Origin of the sequence: Actinomadura soli (assembly GCF_005889715.1) — a bacterium.
Taxonomy (GTDB): domain Bacteria; phylum Actinomycetota; class Actinomycetes; order Streptosporangiales; family Streptosporangiaceae; genus Spirillospora; species Spirillospora soli.
This window is the reverse complement of record NZ_VCKW01000068.1, coordinates 1-26,026: the sequence shown is the minus strand read 5'-3', so window position 1 is coordinate 26,026 and position 26,026 is coordinate 1. Positions and strand designations below refer to the sequence as shown.

Below are 26,026 nucleotides of genomic sequence, written 5' to 3'. Positions count from 1 at the left end.
GGGCGCCTCCCGGCTCAGCTCACCTGGACCCGGGAGAGGGCCTTCCGGGAGCGCTCGACCTCCTCCTCGGACATGCCGCCGACGTCCACCTTCAGCTCCAGCCGCTCCCCGGTCTCCTTCTCCACGGCCGTGACGTTCAGCAGCCCGGACGCGTCGAGCGCGAACGTCACGCCGATCGGCCAGCCCGCCTTCTTGCCCGGCGGGACGCGGATCTCCCCGGTCGCGATCTCGGTGTTGTCGATCAGGTCGCCGGACTCCACGACGCCGGCCTGCTCCATCACCCGGATGTCGGCGGACGCCTGGTCGTCGTACACGGTGAAGAAGTCCTCGGTCTTCGCGGCGGGCAGCTCGTCGTTGGCGTGCACGAGGTGCGCGACGCTCTCCGCGCCGGTCTCCCGGTCGACGACCACGATCCCGAAGGCGTGCGACGCGACGGTCTTGATCTGCCGTCCGGCGATCTGCTTCTGCTGCTCGGCGGACAGGCCCGCGCGGCTCGCCATCTCCTCGGCGCGCTCGGCGGCGCCCTCCCGGACGAGCCGCCGGTAGGTCTCCTCGAACGCGTACAGCGCGGCGCCCTTGGCGACGGCGAGGTCGGGGTCCTGGATGCGGGGCGGCAGGCCCAGCTCGGTCGCCAGCCGCGCCGCGACGACGGGCATCTTCGTGGACCCGCCGACGAGGACGAGGTCGTCGTAGTCGTCCACGCCCTTCTCGGCGGCGGTGGACAGCGTCCGGCCGGTGATCTCGACGGTGCGGTCGAGGAGGTCCTTGGTGAGCTCCTCCAGCTTCTCCCGCGTCACCTCGACCGACGCGACCCGCCCGCCGTGCATGACCCGGACGGTGTGCGCGGTGCGCGTCGTGAGCGCCTTCTTGGCGTCCTCGGCGTCGCGGCGGAGCTGCTGCTCGGTCTGCTTGTCGTCGAGGGGGTCCCCGGCGTCGGGGTGCTCGGCGCGGAACCGCTCGGCGAGGTGCTCCACGAGCCGCGCGTCCCAGTCGGCGCCGCCGAGCTCGTGGTCGCCGTCGGTGCACACCACCTCGATGTGCCCGCCGCGCAGCGCGATGACGGTGGTGTCGAACGTCCCGCCGCCGAGGTCGTACACCAGGATGGTGCGGTCCTGCTCGGGGTTGAGGACGCCGTAGGTGATCGCGGCGGCGATCGGCTCGGACACGATGTCGATGACGTTCAGGCCGGCGATCCGGCCCGCCTTGCGGGTCGCGTCGCGCTCGGCGACGCCGAAGTACGCCGGGACGGTGATGACGACGTCGCGGGTCTCCTCGCCGGTCGTGGTGCGCGCGTCGGTCGCCAGCTTCAGCAGGATGAACGCCGACAGCTCCTCGGGCGTGAAGTCGATCCCGTGGATGGGACGGGTCACGTCGCGGCCCATGTCCCGCTTGATGAGGCTGACGACGTTGTCGGGCTCCAGGACGGCGGTGTCCTTCGCGGTGGCGCCGACGACGACGTTCTCGCCGCTCTCGAAGTACACGACGGACGGGGTGGTGTCGGTGCCCTCCAGGTTCCGCAGGACCGCCGGCCGCCCCACGTCGTCGATGGAGGCTATGCAGGAGTACGTGGTTCCCAGGTCGATCCCGTAGACGGCCATGTTCCTCTCACCCATCGGTCTTCTGCGTGTCCGGTTTCGGCGACTCGCCGTTCCCGGCGCCGTTGCGGCGGTTCGAGCCGGCCTTGACCGCACGCTCGGTCCCGTTCGGCCCGGCCTCCGCCTTCGTTTCCCGCTCATCGTGCTCGGTGCCGAGCCTCCCGACGCGCACCGCCGCCTTGCGCAGCACCTTCCCGCTCTGCTCGAACCCGTCGGACTCCACGGCCGTCACGGTGCCGTCCCGCATCGGGTCGTCGACGGGCGTGACCGCGACCGGGCGGTGCCGCGCCGCGTCGTAGGGCGCGCCCGGCTCGACCGTGAACCGCTCCACGCCGAGCCGTGCCAGCGCGTCCGCGACGTCGTCGGCCACGGCCGCCAGCAGCAGCGCCGTGCCGCGCGGGTCGGGCGGCTCGGTGAGGTCGGGCGCGGCGAGCCGGCCGGACTCGCGGCGCGCCTGGTCGTGCAGCCGGTACAGCGCGGCGCGGACCGGCTCCAGCATGGCCTGCAACTCGCCGCGCCGGAGCCGCTGGTTCTCCTCGTGCAGCCGGTCGATGACGGCCTCGCGGTGCGCGGCGCGCTCGTGCTCGCGGTCGAGGCGGGCGGCGAGCCCGGTGAGGGCGTCCCTGACCCCGGCGTGGAGCGCCTCGCCGTCCGGGTCGCCCGGCGCGCCCGGCGGCGGCTCCGGCTCCGTCTCCGGCCCGGTTCCGGATGCCGCGCTGACTTGGGGTTCCCCGTCCCTCGACACGTGCAGTTACCTTAATGGTGGGCGACATGAGGCGATAGGCCCGCTGGTGACCTTCACTGGACTCTAGTTTGACCCCTGCCCGCCATTCCAGCACCGCCGCCGGTGCCGTTTTCCCACGTCGTCACTTCCGGGTAACACGGAGGAAACGGGTTTCGCGGAGGATGGGGGCAGCGGAGGGGGAACTGGAGGTGGCGATGTTGCTGCGGATACGTGTCCGCCTGCCGGACCGTCCGGGATCGCTGGGGCAGGTGGCGCGCACGCTGGGGGCCGCGGGCGCGGACGTCGTGCAGATGGCGGTGCTGGAGCGCGACAACGGCCGGGCGATGGACGACTTCACGGTCGTGTGGCCCGCGGGCGCGGGCACCGACCGGCTGGACGAGGGGCTCGGCGCGGTGCCGGGGGTGGAGGTCGTCGGGGTCTGGCCGACGGCCGAGCCGCAGGGCGCGTTCCCGGACGCCGCCGTGATCGGGCAGGTCGCGGCCGTCCCCGAGCACGGCGCGGAGATACTCGCCGACGCCGTCCCGGCCATCCTGAGCGCCGACTGGGCGGGTCTCGCGGAGCTGACCGCCCAGGGGGACGCGGTCCTGGTGCACGCCAGTGTGGGTGGCAAGTCGGGTGCCGACCTGCCGGAGCTGGCGCCGCTGCGCCCGCGTGCCTTCACGGCGCCGGACGGCACGCGGTTCGCGGTGTGCCCGCTCGCCAAGGGGACGCTCGCGCTCGTCGCCGCCCGGACGGGCGCGCCGCCGTTCCACCGGACGGAGGTGTTCCGCCTGGAGCAGCTCGCGGGCGCGGCGGACGCGGTGCTGACCGGCGACCGTTCCGGGAGATCGCCCGTGTGACCTGGTCAGCGGGTCCGCGGCGTTCTAGAGTCGCGTTCTGGGACTCACCGTGTCCAGGAGGTGGCCGATGGCCGTACTGCTCCGTCCGCACGCCGAAGCCAGGCCGGGGGAACCGGCGCTCACCGACGAACGCGGAAGCACGACGTGGCGGGACCTCGACGCCCGGACCGACCGGCTCGCGAACGCGCTGCGCGGCCTGGGGCTCGGCACGCGCGACGCCATCGCGATCCACTCCGGGAACCGGCGCGAGTCCTTCGAGCTGATGGCCGCCGCCGGGCATGTCGGGCTGCGGTACGTCCTGGTCAACTGGCACTGGACGGCCGACGAGCTGCGCTACGTCCTGGCGGACGCGGGCGTGCGGGCGCTGTTCTCCGAGGACGCGTTCGGCGACGTCGCGCGGTCGGCGTCCGAGGGGCTCGACCTGGCCGCCCGCGTCGCGTTCGGCGCGGAGACCGAGGGCTTCACCCCGTACGAGGAGTTCCTCGCGACGGGCGCGCAGGAGGAGATCGCCGGCCCGGTGATGGGCTTCCCGGTGTTCTACACCTCGGGCACCACCGGACGGCCGAAAGGCGTCAGCCGCAAGCTGCTGGACGCGGGCGCCCCGATCGAGACGGCCACGTTGGTCGGGGAGGTGTTCACCGAGATCCTGGGGATCCCGGCGGGCGGGCGGTCGCTGCTCGTCGGACCCGCCTACCACTCCGCCCAGTGGCTGTGGTCGTTCGTGTTCATGCTGGTCGGACGGTCGCTGGTGATGCGGCAGAGCTTCGACCCGGCCGAGACGCTGCGGCTCATCGACGAGCACGGGGTCACGAACGTCCATCTGGTGCCGACGCAGTTCGTCCGGCTGCTGCGGCTGGACGAGGAGACCCGCGCGGCGTTCGACGGGTCCAGCCTGCGGGCCGTCTGGCACGGCGCCGCGCCCTGCTCGCCCGAGGTCAAGCGGCGCATGATCGACTGGCTGGGGCCGATCGTCCACGAGTACTACGGCTCGACCGAGGCGGCGGTGAACAGCGTCATCACCGCGCCGGAATGGCTGGAGCGGCCCGGCAGCGTCGGCCGCCCGCTGCCGACGACGGAGGTGCACGTCCTGCGCGACGACGGCGAGCCCGCGGCGCCGGGGGAGCGCGGCCAGATCTACTTCCGCTACACCAGCGGCGACGACGTCGAGTACTGGGGCGATGCGGACAAGACCCGCTCCATGCACCGCGGCGACCGGCTGTTCACCACCGGCGACGTCGGCCACCTGGACGAGGACGGCTACCTGTACCTGTCCGACCGCGCCATCGACATGATCATCAGCGGCGGGGTGAACATCTACCCGGCGGAGATCGAGGGCGTGCTGATCACCCATCCGGCGGTCCGGGACGTGGCCGTGTTCGGCGTCCCGGACGAGGAGTTCGGCGAGCAGGTGAAGGCGGCGGTCGAGCTCGACGGCGGCGCGGAGCCGTCCGCGGACCTGGCCGCGGAGCTGATCGGGCACGTCCGCGCCGCGCTCGCCGGGTACAAGGCGCCGCGCTCGGTCGACTTCGTGGACCGGATGCCGAGGACGCCGACCGGCAAGCTCTACAAGCGCCTCCTGCGCGACCCGTACTGGAAGGACGAGAAGCAGAGGATCTGACCGGCGCGCAGCCCCGGCGGAGGGCTCACTTCAGCATGCGGAGCACGTCGTCCAGGCCGGTGAGGCAGGCGTCGGAGCCGAGCCCCTGCGCGACGGTCGCGGCGGCGGCCGTGCCCCAGCGCGCCGATTCGAGGACGTCCAGCCCGTGCGCGAGCCCGGTGATGAACCCGGCGCAGTAGGCGTCGCCGCAGCCGGTCGTGTCGACGGCCTCGACGGGCAGGGCGGGCAGGCGGCGCACGTCCGGGGCGCCGGCGGGGCCGGTCGCGACGAGGCTGCCGTCGCCGCCGAGCGTGACGATCACCGTCGCCGGGCCCTGGGCGAGCAGCGCCCTGGCGGCCTTCTCGGGGTCGTCCTCGCCGGTCATCGCCGCCGCCTGCGCCTCGTCCGGCAGGAAGTGGTCGACGTGGGGGAGGAACGCGGCGGCGGCGATGAGCAGGTCGGGGAAGGACGACAGCGGGTCCATGGTCACGACGGTGCCGGTCTCGCGGGCGGCGGCGAGCATCGCGAAGAACGCGGGGTCGTTGAGGCCGGCGGTGACGTCCGGGCCGCCGAGGTGCACCAGGCGCGCCGCGCCGAGCAGCCCGGGGCCGACCGCGCCGGCGGTGAGCGTCAGGTTGGCGCCGGGGGCGTGCAGGATCGGGCGGCCGCCGCCTCCCCGGCGCCCCCGGGGCGGCACGGGCAGGATCGACGCGGCGGTCTGCGCGGCCGTCCGCCGGACGAGCCCGCGCACGTCCACCCCGTTCCGGGACATGATCGTGACCAGCAGGTCGCCGAGGTCGTCGTCGCCGATCGCGCCGACGGAGACCACGTCGTTGCCGAGCCTCGCGAGGGCCACCGCGGTGCCCGCCGCGGCCCCGGCGGCGGTCACCCTGATCTCGTCGACGACGACGGTGTCCGGCCCGCCGGGAGGGCCCGGCACGGGCACGGGCCGGGCGAGCACGTCCAGGATGTGCGCGCCCAGTGTCACTACCGCCATGACCAGACCCCTTAAAGATCGTCAGGGCCGTAGCGTAACCGTGGAAGATCGCGAACGTGAAAGGTGCTCGCATGTTGTTGTCGGACGAAAGGGACGAACTAGGTGTGATCGGTCGGCGGCTGGCCGAAACCGGTCTGGTCATCGGCTCGTCCGGGAACGTCAGCGTCCGGTCGGGCGACCTGGTCGCGGTCACGCCGGGCGGGATGATGCTCGACCGGATGGAGCCCGCCGACTGCCCGGTCGTCACCCTGTCGGGCCGGGTGGCCGAGGGCGAGCGGGCGCCGTCGTCCGAGACGCCGATGCACCTCGCGCTCTACGGGGCCACCCCGGCGGCGGCGATCGTGCACACCCACTCCACCTACGCGGTCGCCGTCGCGACGACGATGCGGGAGCTGCCGCCGATCCACTACAACACCCTTCTCCTCGGCGGCGTGGTGAAGGTCGCGGAGTACGCCACCTACGGGACGCCCGAGCTGGCGGGCAACGTCCGCGCCGCCATGGCCGGGGGCAAGCGCGCCGCGCTGATGGCCAACCACGGCGCCGTCGCGATCGGCCGCGACCTGGACGAGGCGTTCGAGAACGCGCGGCTCCTCGAATGGCTCTGCGGCGTGTACGTCCGGGCCAGGACGATCGGCGAACCGCGCGTCCTGACAGAGGAGGAGCTGGCGAAGGTGGCCGAGCGCGGCCTCGCGCCGCCGGAGTTCCCGCCGCTGTAGGCGGCCGGCCGTGGCAGGCTGAGGGGGTGCCGAAGCTTTCGCCGGACGAGGCGCGCCGGCTGCTGACGACGGTCCCGGTCGTGCGGCTGGCGACCGTCGGGGAGGACGCGCGGCCGCATCTCGTCCCGGTGACGTTCGCCGTCCACCGCGGCGCGGTCTACACGGCCGTCGACCACAAGCCGAAGAGCACCAGGGACCTGCGGCGGCTGGCGAACATCCGCGCCAACCCGCGCGTCGCCCTCCTGGCCGACCACTACGAGGACGACTGGGACCGCCTGTGGTGGGTCCGCGTCGACGGCCACGCCTCAATCGTCGAAGATCCCGCGCGCATGGCCGGGCCCGTCCGGCTCCTGGCGGATCGCTACGCCCAGTACCGCGAGCGCCCGCCGGAGGGGCCGGTCATCGTCGTCACCATCGAGGCATGGACGGGCTGGACGGCGTCCTGACCGGCCCTCACTACTTGTCGAGCGAGCGCGCGAAGGTCAGGACGGCGCCGGCGACCGTCTCGGGGAAGTCCACGTGCGGCTGGTGCCCGGCGCCGTCCACCAGGACGAGCTCGCCGTTCAGCCGGTCCCTGACCCACTCGGCCTCCGCGACCGGGTCGGGCCAGTCGATGTCGGCCGTCCCCATGATGACCAGGACGGGCGCGGTGACCCGGTCGAGCCGGGCCTCGGACTCGGCGTGCGACATGTCCAGGTAGTCGGCGATGACCTTGGCGCGGCCCGGCCGCCTGAAGCTCTCCTTCAGCTTCGCCTTGTGCTCGGCGAAGTCCGCGGGCGGCGTGGGCACCCACTTCGGGTAGTACGACATGTAGAGCGGCACCGCCAGCCCCGGGACCCGCATGAGCGCGATGGTCAGCTTCTGCGAGAACCCGGACTTGCCGTCCCGCACGAACGGCGCCGCCAAGACCAGGCCCCGGATCAGCTCGGGCGCCTCGGCGGCGACCCACACCCCGGCTGCGGCGCCGTTCGAGCAGCCGTAGACGAGGGCGGGCCCGGCGTCCAGGTGCCGCAGCAGCGCCAGCAGGTCGTGGGCCAGCGGCGTGCTCCCGTACTCGGGCCAGTCGGCGCTGGTGTCGCCCATCCCGCGCTGGTCGACGGTCACGACGCGGTAGCCGGCGTCGAGCAGCAGCGGCTTGAGGAACCTGAACTGCGACCGCAGGTCGAGCATGGACGGGAGGCAGACGATGAGCGGCCCGTCGCCGTCGTCGTCATAGGCGAGCCGTCCGCCGGGAAGGTCGAGGTACCGGGTCTGCTCGCTCATCACGCACTCCTTGCCATTTGCGTAGCTCTATAGCTAAGAACATTAGCTTTAATGCTACCCCAGGTCAAGGGATCAGTCCCAGGCGTCGCCGAGCCTGGTCAGCCGATCGGCGTACTCGATGCGGGCCGCCCACTCGGCGGGCCAGGCGTCCATCCCGAGATGCGCGCCCGCGAAGGCGCCCGCCAGGCAGGCGATCGAGTCGGAGTCGCCGGAGCTGGCGGCGCCGCGCCAGATCGCCTCGACGGGCTCGTCCGGGAAGAGCAGGAAGCACAGCAGGCCGGTCGCCATGGCCTCCTCGGCCGTCCAGCCCGCCCCGGTGATCTCGCAGGGGTCGGACGCGCGGTCGCCGCGGGCGAGGGCCTCGTCCAGCGCGTCGAGACGTTCGAGGCACTCGTCCCAGCCCCGGGCGATGAACGTCTCCGGCGCGTCGACGCCGGGCCGCTGCCACAGGGTGTCGAGCCACCGCTCGTGGTACACGGCGCGCTGGTCGTGGCACCGGTCGCGGAGCGCGGCGGGCAGGTCGGCCGGGGCCATGCCGTCCGCCAGCCACCGGACCGCGAACGCGGTCAGCTCGCTGGCCGCCAGCCCGGTCGGATGGCCGTGCGTGAGGGCCGCCTGGAGCTGGGACGCGCCCGCGCGCGTCTCGTCCGTCAGGCCGGGCGCCAGCCCGACCGGCGCGACCCGCATGTTCGCGCCGCAGCCCTTCGAGCCCGCCACGGTGGCGTCCACCCACGGCTTTCCGGCGGCAAGGCCCCGGCACGCCCGCAGGCACGTGTTTCCAGGCGCACGGTTGTTGTCGGGGCTGTTGAGCCAATCGACGAAACGCCGCCGCCACATCGGCGTGATCAGATCCGGTGTGAAAGGTGGGCTTTCCAGGGCGTCCAGCAGGGCGGCGCCGACCGCGATCGCCATCTGCGTATCGTCGGTGACCAGCGCCGGATCACCGTTGAGCTGCGTGGGCCCGTGGTCACCGAAACGCCGTTGTATCTGCTTCATGGTGAGGAATTCGGTCGGCGCGCCCAGAGAATCCCCGTACGCCAGGCCGAACATCGCCCCGCTCGCCCGTCTCATGGGCGGCATTCTTCCTCAATTCGTGCACGCCTCGCGGTAGCCGCCGGGCGTCATGCCGTAGCAGCGGACGAACCAGCGCGTCAGATGGCTCTGGTCCGCGAAACCCGTCGCCGCCGCCACGTCCCCGATCGCGTCGCCCCGGGCCAGCAGGCGGCGCGCGGCGCGGAGGCGGAGCTGCCGCTGGTAGTCGCTCGGCGCCATCCCGTACACCCGCCGGAACCCCCGGTAGAGCGCGAACCTGCTGCACCCCGCCGCCGCGGCCAGCTCGTCGGCGCTGAGGTCGTCGAGGTAGGTCTCGTCGAGCCGCCGCCGTGCCCGCTCCACCGCGCCCGGCGCCGATGCCGCGCGTAGGCGGCGCGTGGCGGCCCGGTCCACCATCGCGCCGACCGTGGCGATGAGCAGCTCGTCCCGCCGCAGCGCCGGCGCGCCGCCGAGCAGCGCCGCGTGCAGGCCGCGCAGGTTCCGCGCGAGGACGGGGTCGGCCACGACGGGGGAGCCGAACAGCGGGAGCCCCGCCGGACGGTCCGCGATGTCGGCCAGCACGCCGGACACCAGCTCCGGCCCGATGTGCACGATCCGGTAGGTGAAGCCCAGCTCGTCGGCGGGGTGGCCGTCGTGCGAATCGTCCGGGTTGAACGCGATGACCATCCCGGCCGCGCTGGTGTGGGCGCCGCCCCGGCACCGGAACGCCTGGTACCCGTCCTCGGTCACGCCGAACGAGTACGTCTCGTGGCTGTGCCGGTGGTAGACGTGCCGCTCGAAATGCGCGTGCATCGCCTCCAGCGGGCGGTCGGGCGACCGCCAGTACCTGCTCCAGTCCACACGTTCAGTCTGGCGCACGAGCGTTCAAGACGGCCGCCCCCGGGTCGCGGAACCCTGGACGGCATGCGCTTCGACACCAAGATCGGGATCGTGGTCCGCGACGACCTGGCCGCGTGGCAGCGGCTCAACGTGACCGCGTTCCTGGCCAGTGCCGTCGCCGGCGGCGTGCCCGGCGTCATCGGGCTGCCCTACGAGGACGCGTCCGGCAACGAGTACCTGGCGATGTTCCGGCAGCCCGTCCTCGTCTACGAGGCCGGCGCCGCCGCGATCCTCACGGCCCACGGCCGCGCCCTGGCGCGCGAGATGCAGATCGCCGTCTACATCGAGGACATGTTCAAGACGGGCCACGACGAGGCCAACCGCGAGACCGTCCGCGCGGTCGCCGCCGGTGAGATGCCGCTCGTCGGGTTCGCCCTCCACGGGCCGAAGAACGGGGTGGACAAGGTCCTCAAGGGGCTGCGGCTGCACCCGTGAGCCCGGCCAGCGCGGCGAGGCGCTCGCGGTGCCGGCCGGGGGCGCCGAAGAGCTGCCGCGACCCCTGGGCCCGCTTGAAGTACAAGTGCGCGTCGTGCTCCCACGTGAACCCGATGCCGCCGTGCAGCTGGATCGCCTCGCCCGCCGTGTGGAAGAACGCGTCCGAGCAGTACGCCTTGGCGAGCGCGGCGGCGGCGGGCAGCTCGTCCGGGCTCCCGTCCGCGGCGGCCGCCGCGTTCAGCACCGCCGACCGCGCCGACTCCACCAGCACGAGCATGTCCGCGCACCGGTGCTTGACCGCCTGGAACGACCCGATCGGACGCCCGAACTGGTGCCGGACCTTCGCGTACTCGACCGTCATGTCCAGCGTCTTCTGCGCCCCGCCGAGCTGCTCCGCGGCCAGCGCCACCGCCGCCACGTCGAGCGCCCTCGCGACGGCCTCCGCCCCGCCCACCCGGCGGGCCGGAACGCCGTCGAACGCGACCCGTGCCAGCTTCCGCGTCTGATCGACGGTCGGCAGCGGTTCCCGGACGAGCCCGGTCGCATCGCCCGCCACCGCGTACAGCCCGACGCCGTCCTCGGCCCGCGCCGCGACGAGCAGCAGATCGGCGACATGCCCGTCCAGGACGAAGCTCTTGCTCCCGCGCAGCACCCCGTCCTCGAACACGGTCTTCACCGCTCCGAGGTCCCAGCGGCCGTCCTCCTCCGCCACCGCGAGCGTCGCGATCGTCGACCCGTCAGCGATGCCGGGCAGCAGGTCATGGCCGCCGTCGCCGGCCTCCAGCGCCGCCGCGGCCGTGCTCGCGGCGAGGAACGGCGCGCACACCAGGGCCCGCCCCATCTCCTCGAACACGACGGCCAGCTCCCGCATCCCGTACCCCGCGCCGCCGTGCTCCGCCGGGATCGCGAGACCCTGCAGCCCGAGCTGCTCCGCCATCCGCGCCCACATCCCGGGGTCGTAGCCCTTGGCCGTCCTCATCAGCCGCCGCACCTCGCCGGACGGCGACCGGTCGGCGAAGAAGCGCCGCAGCGCGTCGCGCAGCTCCCGCTGTTCCTCGGTGACGACGAGCTTCATCCCGCGGCCTCCCCACGCTGGTACCGCGGCCATCCTGCCGCAGGTCCGCCGCCCGCCTCACCGGCGGTTCCCGGCCAGCGGGACGCGGTCAGGGCGCCCAGTCGTGCGGCCCGAGCACGTACCCCTTCGGGGTGGAGTGCACGTGGTTGATCGACACCAGATGCCCGAGCGCGGCCCACAGGTCCTCCTCGGGCCCGCCCACGAGCCGCCCGATCGTGTCGAAGTCCGCCGCCCCGCCGTCCTTGTCGATCTCCGCCACGGTCTCGTACACGATCAGCTCGAAGTCCGTCAGCTCCTGAACGTCCCCACGCCGTTCATCTCGCTCATCCATACCCGACCCGTGCCCGTTCCCGGGCGTTCTATCTGTTTTCGCCCGAGCTGTCACGCGGGTGGGGGGTACGTCGTCTCCCTGGGGACACAGGTCCAGGACGATGAGACGGGGTACCCATGAGAGCGGTACGGATTCATGAGCGCGGCGGCAGCGACGGGCTCGTCGTGGAGGACGCGCCGCTGCCGCACGCGGCCACCGGTGACGTCGTGGTACGGGTGCGCGCGGCAGGTTTCGTCCCGGACGAGCTCGACTGGCCCGGCACCTGGGTCGACCGCGCCGGACGGGACCGGACGCCGTCCATCCCCGCGCACGACGTCGCCGGAGAGGTGACCGAGGTCAGGTACGGGACCACCGGGTTCGCCGTGGGCGACCGCGTCTTCGGCCTGACCGACTGGCACCGCGACGGCGCGGCGGCCGAGTACGTGGCGGTGGAGGCGCGGAACCTCGCCGCGATGCCGCCCTCCCTCACGTTCACCGGCGCTGCTGCGCTGCCGCTGTCGGGGCTGACGGCCTGGCAGGGGCTCTTCGTGCACGGCCGCCTGGAGGCCGGGCAGACGGTCATGGTCCACGGCGCCGGGGGCGGGACCGGAGTCCTGGCCGTCCAGCTGGCTCGTCAGGCCGGGGCGCACGTCATCGCCACCGGGCGGGGACGGGCCGCCGATCTCGCCATGGAGATGAGCGCGCACACCTTCGTCGACCTGGAGAAGCAGGGCCTCGACGAGGCCGCCGGGCCGGTCGATCTGATCTTCGACACCATCGGCGGCGAGCTGCTCGCCCAGTCGGCGGGCAGGGTCAAGGTAGGAGGTGCGCTCGTCTCGATCACGGCGCCGCCCCCGCTCCGGCCCGAAAACGGACGCGCCGTCTTCTTCATCGTCGAGCCGGACCGCGACCAGCTCACCGAGCTGGCGGAGCGGGCCGGGTCGGGGGAGCTGCGCGCCCATGTCGGGGCGGTCTATCCCCTGGCCGAGACGCGTGCAGCGTTCCAAGCCAAAAATAACGGCATTCCCGGCAAAGTGGTCATCGAACTCTGACACCGATGTGAGTTATGCCACGCCTGCTGGTCCAAGATCGAGTATATGGTCGTCCTGTAATCCGGGACGGAACTCCCCGCAGGTGATCCTTCCGAGGATTTCTCCATCCAGTTCTGCGCCCACTCACACGACCTCTGTCATCGAACAGAAGGGAATTACGGTGAGGCGCTGGAGAACAGCCCTGATCAGTGTTGCCGCACTCGCGGCGTTACTCGTCCCCGTACAGACGGCCGCGGCCCAAGGGCCCAAGGAGTCACCGACTCGCGGTCTTCTGTCCGGGCCCCACTTCAAGCTAGGACACAGCAAGACCAAGGCCCCCGCGCGCGCCGTCGCGGCGGCCGACCACGCGATCACGCTCCGCGGCATCGACCTGGACGGCCAAGCGGTGGCGCCCCTGGCCAGCCTGATCGACCTGGCGACCGGCGCGGAGTACCCGCTCACCGAGTCCGCCGCCACGCTCACCGGCGTCGTCCCGGCCGGGGACTACAGCCTGACCGGGATCGTCCTCACGGGCGACCCCTTCGCGCCGCGGGACCTCGCCCTCTACGGCAACCCCACGCTGACCGTGGCCGGTGACGTCGATCTCACCCTGGACGCCCGGACGGCCACGGAGATCCAGTCGGTCAGCCCCTCGGCGACCGCGACCGAGTTCCACAGCCACGCCCAGATCATCCAGACGATCGCGGGGCAGGAGATCTCCGCGACCGTGAGCGGCAGGCCCGAGACGAGCCTGCGCGCCTGGCCGTCGGCCACCACCACCCGGCCGTACCACTTCACCTACGCGGAGGCCAAGACCGAGCCGGCGAACACCCGCGCGTACAAGCTGGCGTTCGCGACGACCGGCCGCATCCCCGCGAACCTGACGTTCACCGCGACCCAGAGCAGCCTGGCGCTGGTGAACACGACCTACGCGTCCCAGGGGCTGCCCTCCGAGGGCGTCGGCCCCAACGCCTCGCTCATCGACTTCGACGGCATCGGCGGAGAGACGCTGGGGCTGACGATCCCCGCCAGCGCGCCGAGCACGAAGCAGGTGTACTACACCGCGAACGGCGTGAGGTGGAAGGGGAGCTACTTCTACAACCTGGACACCGTCCAGGTGCCGGAGAACCAGACCGCGTTCCGCGCGTACACCGCGGGGGGCACCCATTCCGAGACGTTCAACAAGGCCGCGTTCGGCCCCACCGTGAGCGTCGGGCACGGGGAGGGGACGATCTTCGTCCGCCCGCTGGTGACCGACACGGGCCAGCAGGGCAACGAGAACCTCAGCGGCAACACCACCAGGGGGACGACCGGCACGGTCACCCTGTACCGCAACGGGCAGCTGGTCGGCGTGAGCACCAACCCCCTGGCCGGCGACTTCGCGGTGCCGCCCGAGTCCGCCACCTTCCAGGCGGTCATGTCCACGCAGCGGAACACCGGCTGGTCGAGGTACGTCAAGAGCATCGACGCGCGGTGGACGTTCACGTCCGCCGAACGGCCCGGTGACCCGTTCGAGAACCAGCACCGCCTGCTCCAGCCGCGCATCACCGGCGCCTACGACAGCAGCGGCCGCGCGCCGTCCGGCAGGACGTTCCCGCTGACCGTCGCCGTGGAGCGCGCCACGGGCGGGTCCGCGGTGACCTCGATCTCGCTGCAGGCGTCCTTCAACGACGGCGCCAGCTGGGTCACCGTGCCGCTGACCGCCGGCGGCACCGACCGCTGGACCGCCAATGTCGCCCATCCCTTCACGCACAACGGCTTTGTGGCCCTGCGCTTCAACGCCTCCGACGGCTCCGGGAACTCGGTGCAACAGACCGTGACCCGCGCCTACGGCCTGCGCTGACGCCAGGCTCCGCGGTCCCGGGCGTCCTCGCGGGCGCCCGGGGCCGCCTCGCGTTCGAAGCCGCCTCGCGTCCGGGACCGCATCGCGTTCGGGCGCCGGTGCGCCGGGGCTTTAGGGTGGCGGCGGAGACCGGCGCGTCCGCCGCCGCGAGGAGGAGTGATCACGTGACCTGGTTCCGCTGCGCCGAGAGCCGTCCCTGGGCGTCGCTGCGGCTGTTCTGCCTTCCGCACGCGGGCGGGTCCGCGGTGTTCTACCGGCCGTGGGCCAAGGAGATCAACCCGGCCGTCGAGGTGCACGCCGTCCAGTACCCGGGACGCGCCGACCGGATGGCGGACGCGCTCATCGCCGACGCGCACCAGGTCGCCCGCCTCGTCGCCGGGGCGATGGCGCCGCTGGCCGACCGTCCGATCGCGCTGTTCGGGCACAGCATGGGCGCCGTCCTGGCGTACGAGGTGGCGCGCCTGCTGCAGGAGCGGGGCATCGCCCCCGTGCACCTGTTCGCGTCCGGCGCGCGCCCGCCGCACGACCGCGGCGACGACCGCGTCTCCGAGGGGGACGACGACGCCCTGGTCGAGGAGATGCTGAAGCTCGGCGGCACCGACGCCGAGGCGCTGCGCGACCCGGAGCTGCGCGAGCTGGTCCTGCCCTACGTCCGGAACGACTTCGCGCTGATCGAGAACTACGCGCACCGGGCGGGCGCCCGGCTGGCCGTCCCGGTCACCGCCATCATCGGGGACGCCGACCCGCATGTGACCGAGGAGCAGGCCGCCGGCTGGTCGGACGTCACCGACGGGCCGTTCGCGCTCACCGTCCTGCCCGGCGACCACTTCTACCTGATGGAACGCCAGCGGGACGTCATCGCGCGGATCCTGCGCGCCCTCGAAGTCCCCGCCGCACCCTGAGCAGGGGAAAGCGGCGGGCCGCCTCCACGGGAGTCCGTGCGGAGGCGGCCCGCCTTCTGGGGTGCCGTTCGAGATCAGCGGATCAGTAGATCTCGACGCCGTACACCTGCATCGGCTCGGTGACGGGCTGGAAGAACGTCGTCCCGCCGGACGAGCAGTTGCCGCTGCCGCCGGAGGTCAGGCCGACCGCGACGGCCCCGGCGATAAGCGAGCCGCCGCTGTCGCCCGGCTCGGCGCACACGTTGGTGCGGATCAGGCCGCTGACGCTGCCCTCCTGGTAGTTCACCGTCTGGTTGAGCGCGTTGACGGAGCCGCTGTGCACCTGGGTGGTGCTGCCGCTGCGCGTGACCTGCTGCCCGACCGTGGCGTTGCCGGCGCTGGTGATGTCCCGGGTGCCCTGGCCGTACAGGCTGACGGCGCCCTGGGTGTCCGCGGGCGTGGACGAGTACTTGACGATGCCGTAGTCGTTACCGGGGAAGCTGCTGCCCGAGACGGTGCCGAGCGTCCGCCCGGAGCTGTCGGTCCACGTCGAGCCGATGTTCGTGCAGTGCCCGGCGGTGATGAAGTAGTACTCGCTTCCCTTCTTGACGTTGAAGCCCAGCGAGCAGCGGGATCCGCCGGTGCGGATCGCCTCGCCGCCGAGCGTGAACTTCTGGAACTTCCCGGCGACCTGCTCGGTCCTGACGGCCGCGCCGTGCTTGGCCGCGGCGGCCTTGACCTTCTGCAGCTTCGCGCCGGTGACGGTGCTGTCCAGCGTGAGCAGCACCTGGTTGGCGGCAGGGTCGACCGCCCAGGCGGTGCCCGGGATCGTCGCGTCCTGCTTGAGCGCGGACATGACCTTCTTCAGGTACGAGCCGTTGCGCGCGACGGTCCGCGGGACGGCGCCCGCGTCGCGCACGGTCTGCGCGGCCTTGGCGTCGGTCACCGTGACGACGAGCTTGCCGTCCTTCAGGTAGGAGCCCGCGGAGCGGGCGCCGAGCTGCTTGGCGAGCGTCGTCGACACCTCGCCGGGACCGGCGGGGGCGGCGGCGGCCACGGGAGCTGCGGCCGACGCCGCGGACGTGGTGGGAGCGATGGCGAGGGAGCCCGCCACGAGAGCTGCCGTCGCCGTGGGAACGGCGACGGTGAGCACACGCCTCTTGGTGATCTTCAACTATGCCTCCACGGGGGGTTGGGCGCACCCTGCTGGTGCACCGGAGGTCCTGGACATCGTGATGGAAATGTCAAGGCAGACGTAAGACGCAGAAAGTGACCAATTCAGGACAGAGCGTTTGTCACCCTGACGGTGGGTCCATGGTCAGCACAGGAAAAAGCGGCTTGTACCGGACCATTGGGAGCGAAACGGCAGCGGTCAGTAGACCTCCAATCCGTAGGCGTCGAGCGGCTCGCCGATGGGCTGGACGAACGACGTCCCCCCGGGGCAGCGGCCGTCGCCGCCCACGAGGATCCCGATGGCGAGGTGGTCGGCGAAGACCGGTGCGCCGCTGTCGCCCGGCTGGGCGCACACCGAGATGCGGATCAGCCCGCCGACGGTGCCCTCCGGGTGGTTCACCGTCTGGTTCAGCGCCCTGACCTGGCCGGTCCGGGTGCCGGAGGGGGAGGTGACGGTCACCGGCCGGCCGACCTGCGCGGTGGCGACGCCGATGATGTCGTAGAACTCGCCGTTCACTCTGACGCCGCCCCGCGTGTCCCCCGGAGGGGAGGTGTACCGGACGATGCCGTAGTCGTTGCCGGGGAAGCTGCTGCCGCCGGTGACGCCGAGCGTCCCTCCGGAGGCGTCGGTCCAGGTGCCGCCGGTCCGGGCGCAGTGCCCCGCCGTCACGAAGTAGTAGGCGTCCCCTTTCCTGAGGTTGAAGCCCAGCACGCAGCGGGTTCCGGCGGTGTGGATGGCGTCGCCGCCCAGGGCGGCCTGGCTGAGGGGCGCGGCGGCCGAAGCGGTCGCGGGGTCGGACGCGTGCGCGGCGGGGGCGGTGGCGAGCGAGGCCGCCAGGAGCCCGGCCGCCGCCGCGGCGGCGGTGGCGCGCGCACGCGCGGGCAGGGGTTTCACGGTGCCTCCAAGGGAGCGGGCGCACCGGACGGTGCGTCGGAGGTCACGGTCATGCTGAAAGAATGCCGAAGACGGCGTAAGGCAAAAAGGTGACAAACCAGTGGGGCGAGAATTGTCACAATAAGTTGCTATACGTCCACCAGACCGTGACGGTGACCGTGATCGCGGCGGGGCCGGTCGGTCGATTGGGGCTCTCAGAACGTCGAAAAAGGTGCTCGTTCAATGGACCAATTGCCTCACCGGGCGCATTCGTCCCAATGGCGGAGGCGTCGCGGTAGTGACGCCGCGATGGCCGGGACGGGAGAATGGTCCGGTGACGCTCCTTTTGACCCGTTCCGACCTTGAAGCGCTCCTCGACCCCGCCGGCTGCCTGGACGCGCTGCGCCGCGGCTTCATGGCCGGGGAGGGCGCGGCCGTGGCGCGGCGGGTGGTGGGCAGGCTGCCCGGCCAGGGCACCGCGACGGCGCTGCTGCCCGGCCTGATCGAGGAGATCCCCGCCTACACGGTGAAGGTCAACGCCAAGTTCCCGGGCAGCCGGCCCGCGCTGCGCGGCGTCGTCTGCCTGCACGACCTCGGCACCGGCGAGCTGCTGGCGCAGCTCGACTCGGCCACCGTGACCGCGTGGCGGACCGGGCTCGCCGCCGCGCTCGGCACGCACGCGCTGGCCCGTCCCGACGCGGACGCGGTCGCGGTGATCGGCGCCGGGGCGCAGGCGGAGCTGGTCATGCGGGGGCTGCCCGAGCTGCGGGAGGTGCGCCGCCTCACCGTCTGCGACCTGGACGCCGCCCGGGCGGCGGGCTTCGCCGAGCGGCACGGCGAGCGGCTCGGCCTGTCCGGGGACGGCGCGGTGGCCGTCGCGGCGGACCCGCGCGACGCCGTCGCGGACGCCGGGATCGTCGTCATGGCGACCTGGGCGCGCCGCCCGCTCCTGCACGCCGCGGACGTGACGCGCGGGACGCACCTCACCTCCCTCGGCGCGGACGAGCCCGGGAAGGCGGAGCTGTCGGCCGACCTGCTGGAGGGCGCCCGCGTCGTCGTCGACGACGTGCCGCTCGCCGTGGAGATGGGCGTGCTGGCCGGCGCCGGGCTTGACGTTAAGCACGCGGCCGGAACGCTCCGTGACCTGCTCTGCGGCCAGGTGCCGGGGCGGGTGAAGGGCAGCGAGATCACGGTCTACGCCCCCGTCGGGCTTCCTTGGCAGGACCTCGCGGTGAGCTGGGCCGCCTACCGTTCGGCCTGCGCGACCGGCGCCGGAACCGAGTTCGACTTTCTTTGTTGATCATGTGTAGCCCGGACTTTTCGCGGTATATGTGCGTCCGGAATGGCCGTTTGTACCGCTCTTTACAATGACGCCCTGAATAGTGTTGACTCCACGCGGTAGGTCATCCCCCTGACTTAATCTCCGTCAAGGTGGCCCCCATGGAAGATCGTTTTTGTCCGGCCCAGCCCGGTCTTCCCACCCGTTCTCCGCCCGTCCCCCCTGGTCAGAATGCGATTCGGGAAACGCGTTCGCCTAAGCCATGGCGGTTAGGCGGCACACCGCTGTGTTTCAGGGCTAGGAGACGAAAATGATTCGGATTCTCCTCGCCGAGGGGGCACCTCTCCTCCGCGGCGGGTTGGTCGCATTGTTCGATGATGTGAAGGACCTCGATGTCGTCGCCGCGGTAGGGACCGGTGAGCAGGTGCTTCCGACGGCGCGCAGACGGCGGCCCGACGTCGCGCTGATCGACGTCGGGCTGCCCGGCCTGGACGTCTTCGACGCGGCGCGCGCCCTCCGCGAGGCCGTGCCCGAGTGCCGCACCGTCCTGATGTCGGGCCGGCGCCGGACCGGCGACCTGCGCCGCGCGGTGGCCGCGCGTGCCGCCGGTCTCGTCCTGAAGGACACCTCGCCCGGTGACCTGGTGGACGCGATCCGGCGCGCGGCGAACGGGTCGCGCGTCATCGACGCCGACATGGCCTTCGTCGAACTCGGCTCGATGCAGAGCCCGCTCACCGAACGGGAGGTCGAGGTGCTCGCGCTCGCCTCACGTGGCGCGTCCGCGGCGCAGATCGCCGAGGACCTCGTCCTGACGATCGGCACCGTCCGCAACCATCTGTCCCGCATCAACCGCAAGGTCGGCGCGCAGAACCGGATCCACGCCATCCGGATCGCCGAGGAGGCGGGCTGGCTCTGAGTTCCAGCGGCCGATGAGGTCGCGGTAGAGGGGTGAGACCGCGGGCAGGTCGGCGTGGCGGCCGAGCTGCGCGCGGGTCCCGTCCAGGACCAGGACGCGCCGCGCCCGCGCCGCTGAGCTGATCCGGTGCGCGATGACGATCAGCGTGCCCGGGCGCCGCGCGAACGCCTCCTCCGCCCGCGCCTCGGCGGACGCGTCGAGGCGGTAGGCGGCCTCGTCCAGGATGACGACCGGCTGCGGCGCGAGATGGGCGCGGCACAGCGCGATGAGCTGCCGGTCGGCCTCCGACAGGTCCGCCGGGACGACCTGCGCGCCGTACCCGCCGAGCCTCTCGGCGAGCCGTGCCATCCCGACCTCGTCCGCGGCGCGCTCCACCTGCTCGGGCGTGGCGTCCGGCGCGTAGTAGGCGAGGTTGTCGCGCAGGGAGCCGCTGAACACGTACGCCTCCTGCGGGATGAGGACCCGCCGCTCCGGGTCGCCGGGCGGGAGCCCGTCCACCAGCACCTCGCCGGCGGTGGGGGAGACGAGGCCCGCGATGAGCGCGGCGAGCGTCGACTTCCCGATCCCGCTGGGCCCGACCACGGCGAGGTGGTCGCCGTGCGGGACGACGAGGTCGAGGTCCTCGATCACCGGCCGCGCGCCCTCCCCGTAGGCGAACGACACCCCGCGCAGCTCGACCGCCGGGGCGTCCGCGACCGGCTCCGCCGCGTCCGGCGGGGCGGGCGGCGCGGGCGCGCTCGTCTCCAGGATGCGGGCGAGCGTCACCGCGAGCCGCAGCCCGCTGCCGCCCATGCCGTGCACGAGCGTCCGCAGCGCGGGCTGCAGCCCGTGCAGGACGTAGGTCAGCGCGCCGATCAGGACCCCCGGCGTGGCGCCGCGCCGCATCAGCCACGGCGCGGCCGCCAGGACGAGCAGCAGCGGAAGCCATCCGCTCACCGCGAGCGAGACGGCGCGGAGCGCCGCGAACCGCGCCACCGCGCGCCCGGCCGCGGCCTGCGCCTCCACCGCGGCGCCCAGTTCCTCGCGGAGCGTGTCCTCGCCGCCGCAGGCGACGGCGTCCCGCAGCCCTTCGGCCAGCGCCGTGGTGCGTTCCGCGATCTCCTCCTCGCCGACGACCAGGGCCCGCTGCCGGACGGCCGCCGCGCCGAACACCGCGCCGAAGAACAGGAGCCCGAGCACCAGCGGCGGCACCACCAGCAGCGCCACCTCGGGCATCAGGCTGACCAGGCCGATCAGCGCCGCGCCGGTCGCGAACAGGAACCCGCGCACGACGACGAGCAGCCCGCCGAAGGTGTCCCGGACGATCTCCACCTGGTGCGTGAGCCGCGCGACCGCTCCCGTGTCCGGCCGCCCGCGCAGCGAGCGGCGCAGCGCCCCGTCCGTGACCCGGCGGACGAGGTCGTCGCGGAACGGCTCCACGATCGCGGCGAGCGCCGGATAGAGGCGGCGGCTGCCGAATGCCCCGGCAGCCGCCGCCACGGCGAGGACGCAGAGCCAGCTCGCCGCTTCACCCGTACGTCCGGTGCGGAACGCGTCGACCGCCTCGCCGACGGCGCGGCCGAACACCGCCGTCGGCACCGCCTCCACCGCCGACCACGCGGCGGCCCGCGCGACCGCCCTCGGCTGGGCCCTGATGGCGTCGCCGACCGTCCGCCGCAGCACCCGCGCGGCCTCGCGCCTGGTCCTCACCCGGCACCTCCGAAGAGGGCGCGGTACTCGGGGTCGCGCCAGAGCTTCGCGTGCGGGGCGAGGGCGCGGACGCGGCCGTCCTCCAGCCACACGACCAGGTCGGCGCGCGCCGCCGTCGACGCCCGGTGCGTGATGATCAGGCGGGTGCGGTCCGCGAGGCGGTCCAGCAGCGCGTCGGTGATCTGCAGCTCGGTGACGGTGTCGAGGCTGGACGTCGCGTCGTCCAGCACGAGGACGCGCCCGGCGTGCGCGAACGCCCGCGCGAGGCCCATCCGCTGCAGCTCGCCGCCCGACATCGGCGCGTCGGCGAGCGGCGTCGCGTAGCCGCGGGGGAGGCGGCGGATGAAGCCGTCGGCGCGGGCGGCCCGCGCGGACTCGCGCAGCCACGCGGACGGCGGCCGCGACGGACCGAACGCGAGCGCGTCCTGGACGGTGCCGCCGAACAGCGCGGGCCGGGCGAACGCGTAGCCGATCTCGCGGCGCAGCGCCGCCCGGGTGAGGTCGGGGAGCGGCGTCCCGTCCAGCAGGACCTCGCCCCGGTCGGGGTCGGCGAGGCGCCCGGCGAGCGCGGCCAGCTCGGACGTGCCGGACCGCCCGGTGACGGCGACGGCGAGGCCGCCGGGGACGGTCAGGTCGAGGCCGTCCAGCGCGCCGCCGGCGGCGGTGACGCCGCGGAAGTCCAGCCGGCCGGGGCCGGACGGAAGGGTCTCGGTGCCGTGGCCGGGCGCGGGGAGCGCGAGGATCTCGGCGGCGCGGGCGGCGCCGGCGCGGGCGCGGGCGAGGCGGAGCAGCTGCGTGAGGACGGGCCCGAACCCGGCGGCGAGCCCCGCGTACTGGACGGTCGCGACCAGCTCGCCCGGCGTGAGGCGGCCCGCGGCCAGCTCCGCGCCCGCGACGCCGACGGCCGCGATCTGCAGGAGCAGCAGCGCCAGCATCCCCCGCGCCGCGATGCCGCCCTGGACCCGCCACATCGTCTCGCCCTCGGCGCGCAGCCCGGGCAGCGGCTCCAGGACGCGGCCGGTCTCGCGGTCCGCCGTCCCGGCCGCGGCGATCGTGCGGCATCCGGCGAGGGCCTCGGCGAGCCGGCCCGCGATCGTCCCCTGGACGGTGAGGTAGCGGTGCGCGGTCGTGCTGATGTCGCGGACGAACGCGCGCAGCAGCAGCGCGATCGCCGGCAGCGCCACCGCGATCGCCACCGCGACCCGCCAGTCGATCAGGAACAGCGCGACCAGCGCCCCGGCGGCGGGCACCAGCCCGACGGCGGCCTCCGGCGCGGCGGCGGGCGCCACCCCGGCCTCGGCCGCGCCGCCGACCACGCGCCCGGCGACGTCGCCCGGCGGGACGCGCAGCGCGGGCCCGACCGCGAGGACATGCCTGACCAGCGTGTGCCGCAGCCAGGCCGTCGACCGCGCGGCCGCGCAGCCGGTCGCGAGCTCCGACAGCACCTCCGCCGCGGCGGACGCCACGACGAGCGCGACGCACGGCCACACCGCGGCGGCGGCCGGGGCCCCGCCCGGCGGCACCGCGTCGATGGCACGGGCCAGCGCGTACGGGAGCAGCACGGCCGCGGCCGCGTCCGCCAGCGCGGCGGCGGCCACGAGCGCGGTCCAGCCGCGGGCGCGCCCGGCGGCGCGCAGCAGCAGCCGGTTCGCGCCGGCCACGGGGCTCGCGGCGGGAAGGGTCGTCATGAGGTCTCCAAAATGGGGGCGGCCATGGCCCCGGCGAGGGGACCATGGCCGCCTGCTGCCATTACAGGCAGATGGTGACACTGTGGGAGCTGTGGCAGAGAATGCTCAGGCTGCTGTTACCGCCGCCGCCGCCGTTCTCGCTCACCATCCCCTGAAGGTCGAGAAGCGCCATGTCCTTTCACCTCCTTTCGGGCTGGATAGAGGTGGCCGCCGTGGAGGACACCACGGGGAGCTCATCGGGTTGTGCGGAGCGGACCGGGGGGTGTGGGTCGTCCCCCCACCGGTGCTCGGCCGTCCGGAAGAACGGCAGGGAGGGGGCCGGGTCGTGGAGGGCCGCGCCCAGCGCCAGCAGCACCCCGGCCGTGCCGGTCGCCAGGTCCATGGACAGGCGGTACATGTGCTCGCCCGGGAACGCCAGCCCGTCGGCGTACGGCAGCGCGTGCCACGCAAGGTCGCGGACGTGCCCCGCCACCCGCGGGTCGTCGCGGCCGTGCCGGGCCAGGTAGAGCAGCATCCCGGCGCGCCCGCCGAACAGGCTCGGCTGCGCGTAGTACCGGGACATCGCGGCGACGCGGATCGCCCGTCGCGCCTCCTCGAACTCCTCGTCCGGGCGTAGCGCGAGGTACTCGTCCAGGACGAGCCCGATGCCGACGCTGCCGCGCCCCAGGTACGGGAACACCCGGCTGCCCTGGTCGACGTGCAGCGCGCCGTTGTGGTCGGTGACGCAGGCGGCGAGGTCGCGGCGCAGCGCGGCCGCGGCGAGGTCGAGCAGGCCCGCGTCGCCGGTCCGCTCGTAGGACCGGACGAACATCAGCGCCGCGCCCGCGCCGCCGTGCATCAGGCCGGGGCGGGGGCTCCGGCCGCCCGCCGCGCGTCCGGCCACGATCTCGGCGGCGCGGCGGGCCTCGTCGCGCAGGGACGTCTCGCCGGTCGTGTCGGCGAGGTCGTCCAGCGCGAGCGCCATGCCCGGCAGCCCGCCGTACAGGTCGTCGCCGAGGCGCTCCCACCGCTCGTTCAGGCAGTGGCCCGCGGCGGTGAGCGCGTCTTCGCCGCGCCCTAGGCGGGCCAGCACGTACGCGGCGCCGAGCAGCCCGTCGTACAGGCCGATGCCGGTGCCGCGCCTCGGGTCGGCGGCCCGTGCGGCCAGCCATTCCTCGTGCGCCGGGAGGCGGCCCGCGCCCGTCGCGCCCAGCGCGTACAGGACGCCGGCGGCACCGTGCGCGAGGCCGAGCGACGCGCCGTCGAACTGCTCGGGGTCGCCGGGGAACAGCCGGTCGGCGCGCTCCAGGGTGGCGCTGGCGCGGATCGCCAGGGACAGCGACTCCCTGGCGCGCTTCCAGCCCCGCGCGTCCGGGACGAACTCGGGCGCGGCCACCGGCGCGGCGCCCCGTGTGATCTGCTCGACCGCCTCGTCGAGGAACGGCCGCGGCACCGGGAAGTTCGCGGCGATCAGGTCGGCGAGCTGCGGCGCCTTGCCCCGGTCGATGACGAACAGGGTGGTCAGCGGGACGAACAGTGCGATCCGCAGGCACGCGAGGCTGTAGAGGTCGACGTCGGCGCCGCGCCGGTCGGGCGGGGCGAGGAAGGCCGGGTTGGCGAGGGTCTGCCGGCCGCCGTCGGACGCGGGCGCCGCCGTCTCGAAGTCGATCAGCGCGGCGGAGTCGTCCGGGCGGACCATCACGTTGAACATGTGCAGGTCGTTGAACGCCACGCCCCGCTCGTGGATCGCCGCGACCACCCGCTCGACGCCCTCGTAGACGCGCAGCGCCCATTCGGTATAGGCCGCGGTCTTTTCCGGATCCGGGTCGGGATCGAGCATCGGATGCCGTTCCGCGAAGAACGTGTTGAGCGTCCGGCCCTCGATGAACTCCTGGACGAGGAAATGGTGCTCGCCGAGCGTGAACCAGTCGAGCGCGGCGGGCACGCCGTCGATTCCGTCGAGCTTCCGCAGAACGTCGCGTTCCCGTTCGATGCGGGTTACCGCGTCCGCTCCGTCGGCGGCGAGACCGGCATGCGGGCGTCCCTCTTTCAGGACGACCTTCCGTCCGGAACGGGTATCGGTCGCCTCGTAAACGCCCCCGCCGTTGGAGAAATGCAGCGCCTTGGTGATCTGGTACGGCAGATCGGTCGTCGTGGTGGCGGCGCGAGCTTTGAGATGCGGTTCCAGGCAGGCGGGCAAAGTCACCCAGTCGGGGACGGAGAAGATGGGCTCGCGGCGGTCCGGGACCAGTTCACCGGCGCCGTTCTCCAGCGCGGCGACGAGCTTGCCCTGCTCGTCCAGGCAGCGCCGCTCGGCGAAGCCGCCGTACCTGACGTGCAGCGGGCCGCTGCCGATGCGCAGGTCACTGAGGATGTAGGGGCCGGCGAGGCCGTCCAGCCGGGCGCCGAGCTCGGCCAGCACGCGCTCCAGCTCGCGCTCGTCCTCGGGGTAGATCGTGACGAGCTTCCCGCTCGCCCCGCGCGGCGCGTACTTGGCGTTCCGCATGCGGAGCGTGCCCGGGCCGCGCAGATGCTTGAACTCGATGTGATTGTCGACGCAGTACTCCCAGGTGCCGGACAGGATCTCCGCGGCGCTTTCCGCGCATCCTGAGACATGCACTTTCCAGCCCTGCAGAGGGGTGCGGCTCTGCGGCGGGTCGTAGACGACCCACTCGTCACCTAAAATCTGCTCCCAGCCCGCCGGAAGATCACGTTGTGTGATTTCAAAGTCGGTGCTGCGAGTGACCGGCGGCGCATCATAGAACAGCTTGTCCGCGAGGCAGTAAAGCTCATACCCCTTGTCCACTGCGGTATTCCCTTCTGCGCGCGCCGACCGTTTTGGCGCTTACAGAAGAAAAGGTTTCCAGTCCGGACCGGTATAGGCCAGTACCGGAAATAACGAATGACCCGTGAAGATCTACCGCCCGCCGCGTGCGCGCGTCACAGTGCCGCCGTGCCACCGGCGGCGGGACGGCGAAAAGGGGGGAGTGGGGCGGTCAGCCGAGCCCTTCGCGGTGCGCGACGGCGGCCGCCTGGGTGCGGCTGGCGACGTTCAGCTTCGCGAGGATGTTGGAGACGTGGACGCTCGCCGTCTTCGGGGAGATGAACAGCCTCGCCGCGATCTCCCGGTTGCCGAGCCCGTCCGCGACCAGCTTCAGGACCTCGCGCT

24 protein-coding genes and 1 pseudogene are annotated in these 26,026 nt (G+C 73.2%); 10 read left to right on the top strand and 15 right to left on the bottom strand.

Annotation, left to right across the window (positions count from 1 at the left end):
• Positions 1-14 precede the first annotated feature (14 nt).
• Both ETD83_RS15590 and grpE read right to left on the bottom strand, forming a co-directional pair.
• Positions 15-1,613 (bottom strand): Hsp70 family protein, encoded by a 1,599-nt coding sequence (locus ETD83_RS15590; RefSeq protein ID WP_230420933.1) that lies wholly within the window; start codon positions 1,611-1,613, stop codon positions 15-17.
• A complete protein-coding gene (grpE, locus tag ETD83_RS15585) occupies positions 1,606-2,340 on the bottom strand; it encodes a nucleotide exchange factor GrpE (RefSeq protein WP_138645843.1) in 735 nt (244 codons plus the stop codon). The genes ETD83_RS15590 and grpE overlap by 8 nt, the downstream gene beginning before the upstream one ends.
• 161 nt (positions 2,341-2,501) lie before the next feature.
• Between grpE and ETD83_RS15580 the strand changes: the two genes are divergently transcribed.
• Positions 2,502-3,179, top strand: a complete 678-nt coding sequence (locus tag ETD83_RS15580; protein ID WP_230420932.1) for an ACT domain-containing protein — start codon at positions 2,502-2,504, stop codon at positions 3,177-3,179.
• 67 nt (positions 3,180-3,246) lie between these two features.
• Positions 3,247-4,797 carry an AMP-binding protein gene (locus tag ETD83_RS15575; protein WP_138645842.1) on the top strand — a complete coding sequence of 517 codons (1,551 nt, stop codon included), beginning with the start codon at positions 3,247-3,249 and terminating at the stop codon, positions 4,795-4,797.
• A 25-nt stretch (positions 4,798-4,822) separates the two neighbouring features.
• Here ETD83_RS15575 and ETD83_RS15570 read toward each other — a convergent pair whose 3' ends face one another.
• Positions 4,823-5,773, bottom strand: a complete 951-nt coding sequence (locus tag ETD83_RS15570) for a carbohydrate kinase family protein (RefSeq protein ID WP_138645841.1) — start codon at positions 5,771-5,773, stop codon at positions 4,823-4,825.
• Positions 5,774-5,844: 71 nt separating this feature from the next.
• On the opposite strand from ETD83_RS15570, the gene ETD83_RS15565 reads away from it, so the two are divergent.
• Together ETD83_RS15565 and ETD83_RS15560 are read left to right on the top strand one after the other, a co-directional pair.
• Positions 5,845-6,489 (top strand): class II aldolase/adducin family protein, encoded by a 645-nt coding sequence (locus ETD83_RS15565; RefSeq protein WP_138645840.1) that lies wholly within the window; start codon positions 5,845-5,847, stop codon positions 6,487-6,489.
• A 26-nt stretch (positions 6,490-6,515) separates the two neighbouring features.
• Positions 6,516-6,935, top strand: coding sequence for a TIGR03668 family PPOX class F420-dependent oxidoreductase (locus ETD83_RS15560; protein WP_171064222.1), 420 nt, complete (start codon positions 6,516-6,518; stop codon positions 6,933-6,935).
• Between the two features lie 10 nt (positions 6,936-6,945).
• Here the strand turns inward: ETD83_RS15560 and ETD83_RS15555 are convergent, their stop codons facing one another.
• The 3 genes from ETD83_RS15555 to ETD83_RS15545 all read right to left on the bottom strand — a co-directional run bounded on the left by ETD83_RS15555 (position 6,946) and on the right by ETD83_RS15545 (position 9,645).
• Positions 6,946-7,752 (bottom strand): alpha/beta fold hydrolase, encoded by an 807-nt coding sequence (locus tag ETD83_RS15555; RefSeq protein WP_138645838.1) that lies wholly within the window; start codon positions 7,750-7,752, stop codon positions 6,946-6,948.
• Between the two features lie 72 nt (positions 7,753-7,824).
• Positions 7,825-8,823, bottom strand: a complete 999-nt coding sequence (locus ETD83_RS15550; RefSeq protein WP_230420931.1) for an ADP-ribosylglycohydrolase family protein — start codon at positions 8,821-8,823, stop codon at positions 7,825-7,827.
• A 15-nt stretch (positions 8,824-8,838) separates the two neighbouring features.
• Entirely contained in the window at positions 8,839-9,645 is an 807-nt protein-coding gene (locus tag ETD83_RS15545) for an AraC family transcriptional regulator (protein ID WP_230420930.1), read from the bottom strand.
• Between the two features lie 63 nt (positions 9,646-9,708).
• On the opposite strand from ETD83_RS15545, the gene ETD83_RS15540 reads away from it, so the two are divergent.
• Positions 9,709-10,119: a DUF2000 domain-containing protein gene (locus tag ETD83_RS15540; RefSeq protein WP_138645837.1), complete on the top strand. Its 411-nt coding sequence runs from the start codon at positions 9,709-9,711 to the stop codon at positions 10,117-10,119.
• On the opposite strand, the gene ETD83_RS15535 is transcribed toward ETD83_RS15540, so the two are convergent.
• Together ETD83_RS15535 and ETD83_RS15530 are read right to left on the bottom strand one after the other, a co-directional pair.
• Entirely contained in the window at positions 10,094-11,194 is a 1,101-nt protein-coding gene (locus tag ETD83_RS15535) for an acyl-CoA dehydrogenase family protein (RefSeq protein ID WP_138645836.1), read from the bottom strand. The genes ETD83_RS15540 and ETD83_RS15535 overlap by 26 nt on opposite strands.
• Positions 11,195-11,282: 88 nt before the next feature.
• Positions 11,283-11,525, bottom strand: a complete 243-nt coding sequence (locus tag ETD83_RS15530) for a hypothetical protein (protein ID WP_138645835.1) — start codon at positions 11,523-11,525, stop codon at positions 11,283-11,285.
• Positions 11,526-11,641: 116 nt separating this feature from the next.
• Here ETD83_RS15530 and ETD83_RS15525 point away from each other — a divergent pair, with 116 nt between their 5' ends.
• From ETD83_RS15525 to ETD83_RS15515, 3 genes are all read left to right on the top strand, one after another.
• Positions 11,642-12,556 carry an NADP-dependent oxidoreductase gene (locus ETD83_RS15525; protein ID WP_138645834.1) on the top strand — a complete coding sequence of 305 codons (915 nt, stop codon included), beginning with the start codon at positions 11,642-11,644 and terminating at the stop codon, positions 12,554-12,556.
• 160 nt (positions 12,557-12,716) lie between these two features.
• Entirely contained in the window at positions 12,717-14,378 is a 1,662-nt protein-coding gene (locus tag ETD83_RS15520) for a hypothetical protein (protein WP_138645833.1), read from the top strand.
• A gap of 164 nt (positions 14,379-14,542) precedes the next feature.
• Positions 14,543-15,280, top strand: coding sequence for a thioesterase II family protein (locus tag ETD83_RS15515; RefSeq protein ID WP_138645832.1), 738 nt, complete (start codon positions 14,543-14,545; stop codon positions 15,278-15,280).
• Positions 15,281-15,362: 82 nt separating this feature from the next.
• Here ETD83_RS15515 and ETD83_RS15510 read toward each other — a convergent pair whose 3' ends face one another.
• The gene (locus ETD83_RS15510; protein WP_138645831.1) at positions 15,363-16,433 is read right to left on the bottom strand and encodes a S1 family peptidase; all 1,071 of its coding nucleotides are present in this window, start codon (positions 16,431-16,433) and stop codon (positions 15,363-15,365) included.
• Between the two features lie 198 nt (positions 16,434-16,631).
• Positions 16,632-17,327, bottom strand: coding sequence for a S1 family peptidase (locus tag ETD83_RS15505; RefSeq protein ID WP_138645830.1), 696 nt, complete (start codon positions 17,325-17,327; stop codon positions 16,632-16,634).
• Positions 17,328-17,640: 313 nt separating this feature from the next.
• Between ETD83_RS15505 and ETD83_RS15500 the strand changes: the two genes are divergently transcribed.
• Positions 17,641-18,606 (top strand): ornithine cyclodeaminase family protein, encoded by a 966-nt coding sequence (locus ETD83_RS15500; protein WP_138645829.1) that lies wholly within the window; start codon positions 17,641-17,643, stop codon positions 18,604-18,606.
• Positions 18,607-18,895: 289 nt separating this feature from the next.
• A pseudogene (locus tag ETD83_RS43700) lies at positions 18,896-19,420 on the top strand (response regulator); the annotation flags it as partial.
• Here ETD83_RS43700 and ETD83_RS43695 read toward each other — a convergent pair.
• The 5 genes from ETD83_RS43695 to ETD83_RS15475 all read right to left on the bottom strand — a co-directional run.
• Entirely contained in the window at positions 19,352-21,190 is a 1,839-nt protein-coding gene (locus tag ETD83_RS43695; protein WP_230420929.1) for an ATP-binding cassette domain-containing protein, read from the bottom strand. The pseudogene ETD83_RS43700 and the gene ETD83_RS43695 sit on opposite strands and share 69 nt — an antisense overlap.
• Positions 21,187-22,878, bottom strand: a complete 1,692-nt coding sequence (locus tag ETD83_RS43690; protein WP_205717693.1) for an ATP-binding cassette domain-containing protein — start codon at positions 22,876-22,878, stop codon at positions 21,187-21,189. The genes ETD83_RS43695 and ETD83_RS43690 overlap by 4 nt, the downstream gene beginning before the upstream one ends.
• Before the next feature lie 61 nt (positions 22,879-22,939).
• A complete protein-coding gene (locus ETD83_RS15485) occupies positions 22,940-23,050 on the bottom strand; it encodes a SapB/AmfS family lanthipeptide (RefSeq protein WP_131964803.1) in 111 nt (36 codons plus the stop codon).
• Positions 23,051-23,056: 6 nt separating this feature from the next.
• Positions 23,057-25,663, bottom strand: a complete 2,607-nt coding sequence (gene lanKC, locus ETD83_RS15480) for a class III lanthionine synthetase LanKC (RefSeq protein ID WP_138645827.1) — start codon at positions 25,661-25,663, stop codon at positions 23,057-23,059.
• Positions 25,664-25,853: 190 nt separating this feature from the next.
• The coding region (locus tag ETD83_RS15475) for a response regulator transcription factor (RefSeq protein WP_138645826.1) at positions 25,854-26,026 on the bottom strand (173 nt) is incomplete at its 5' end.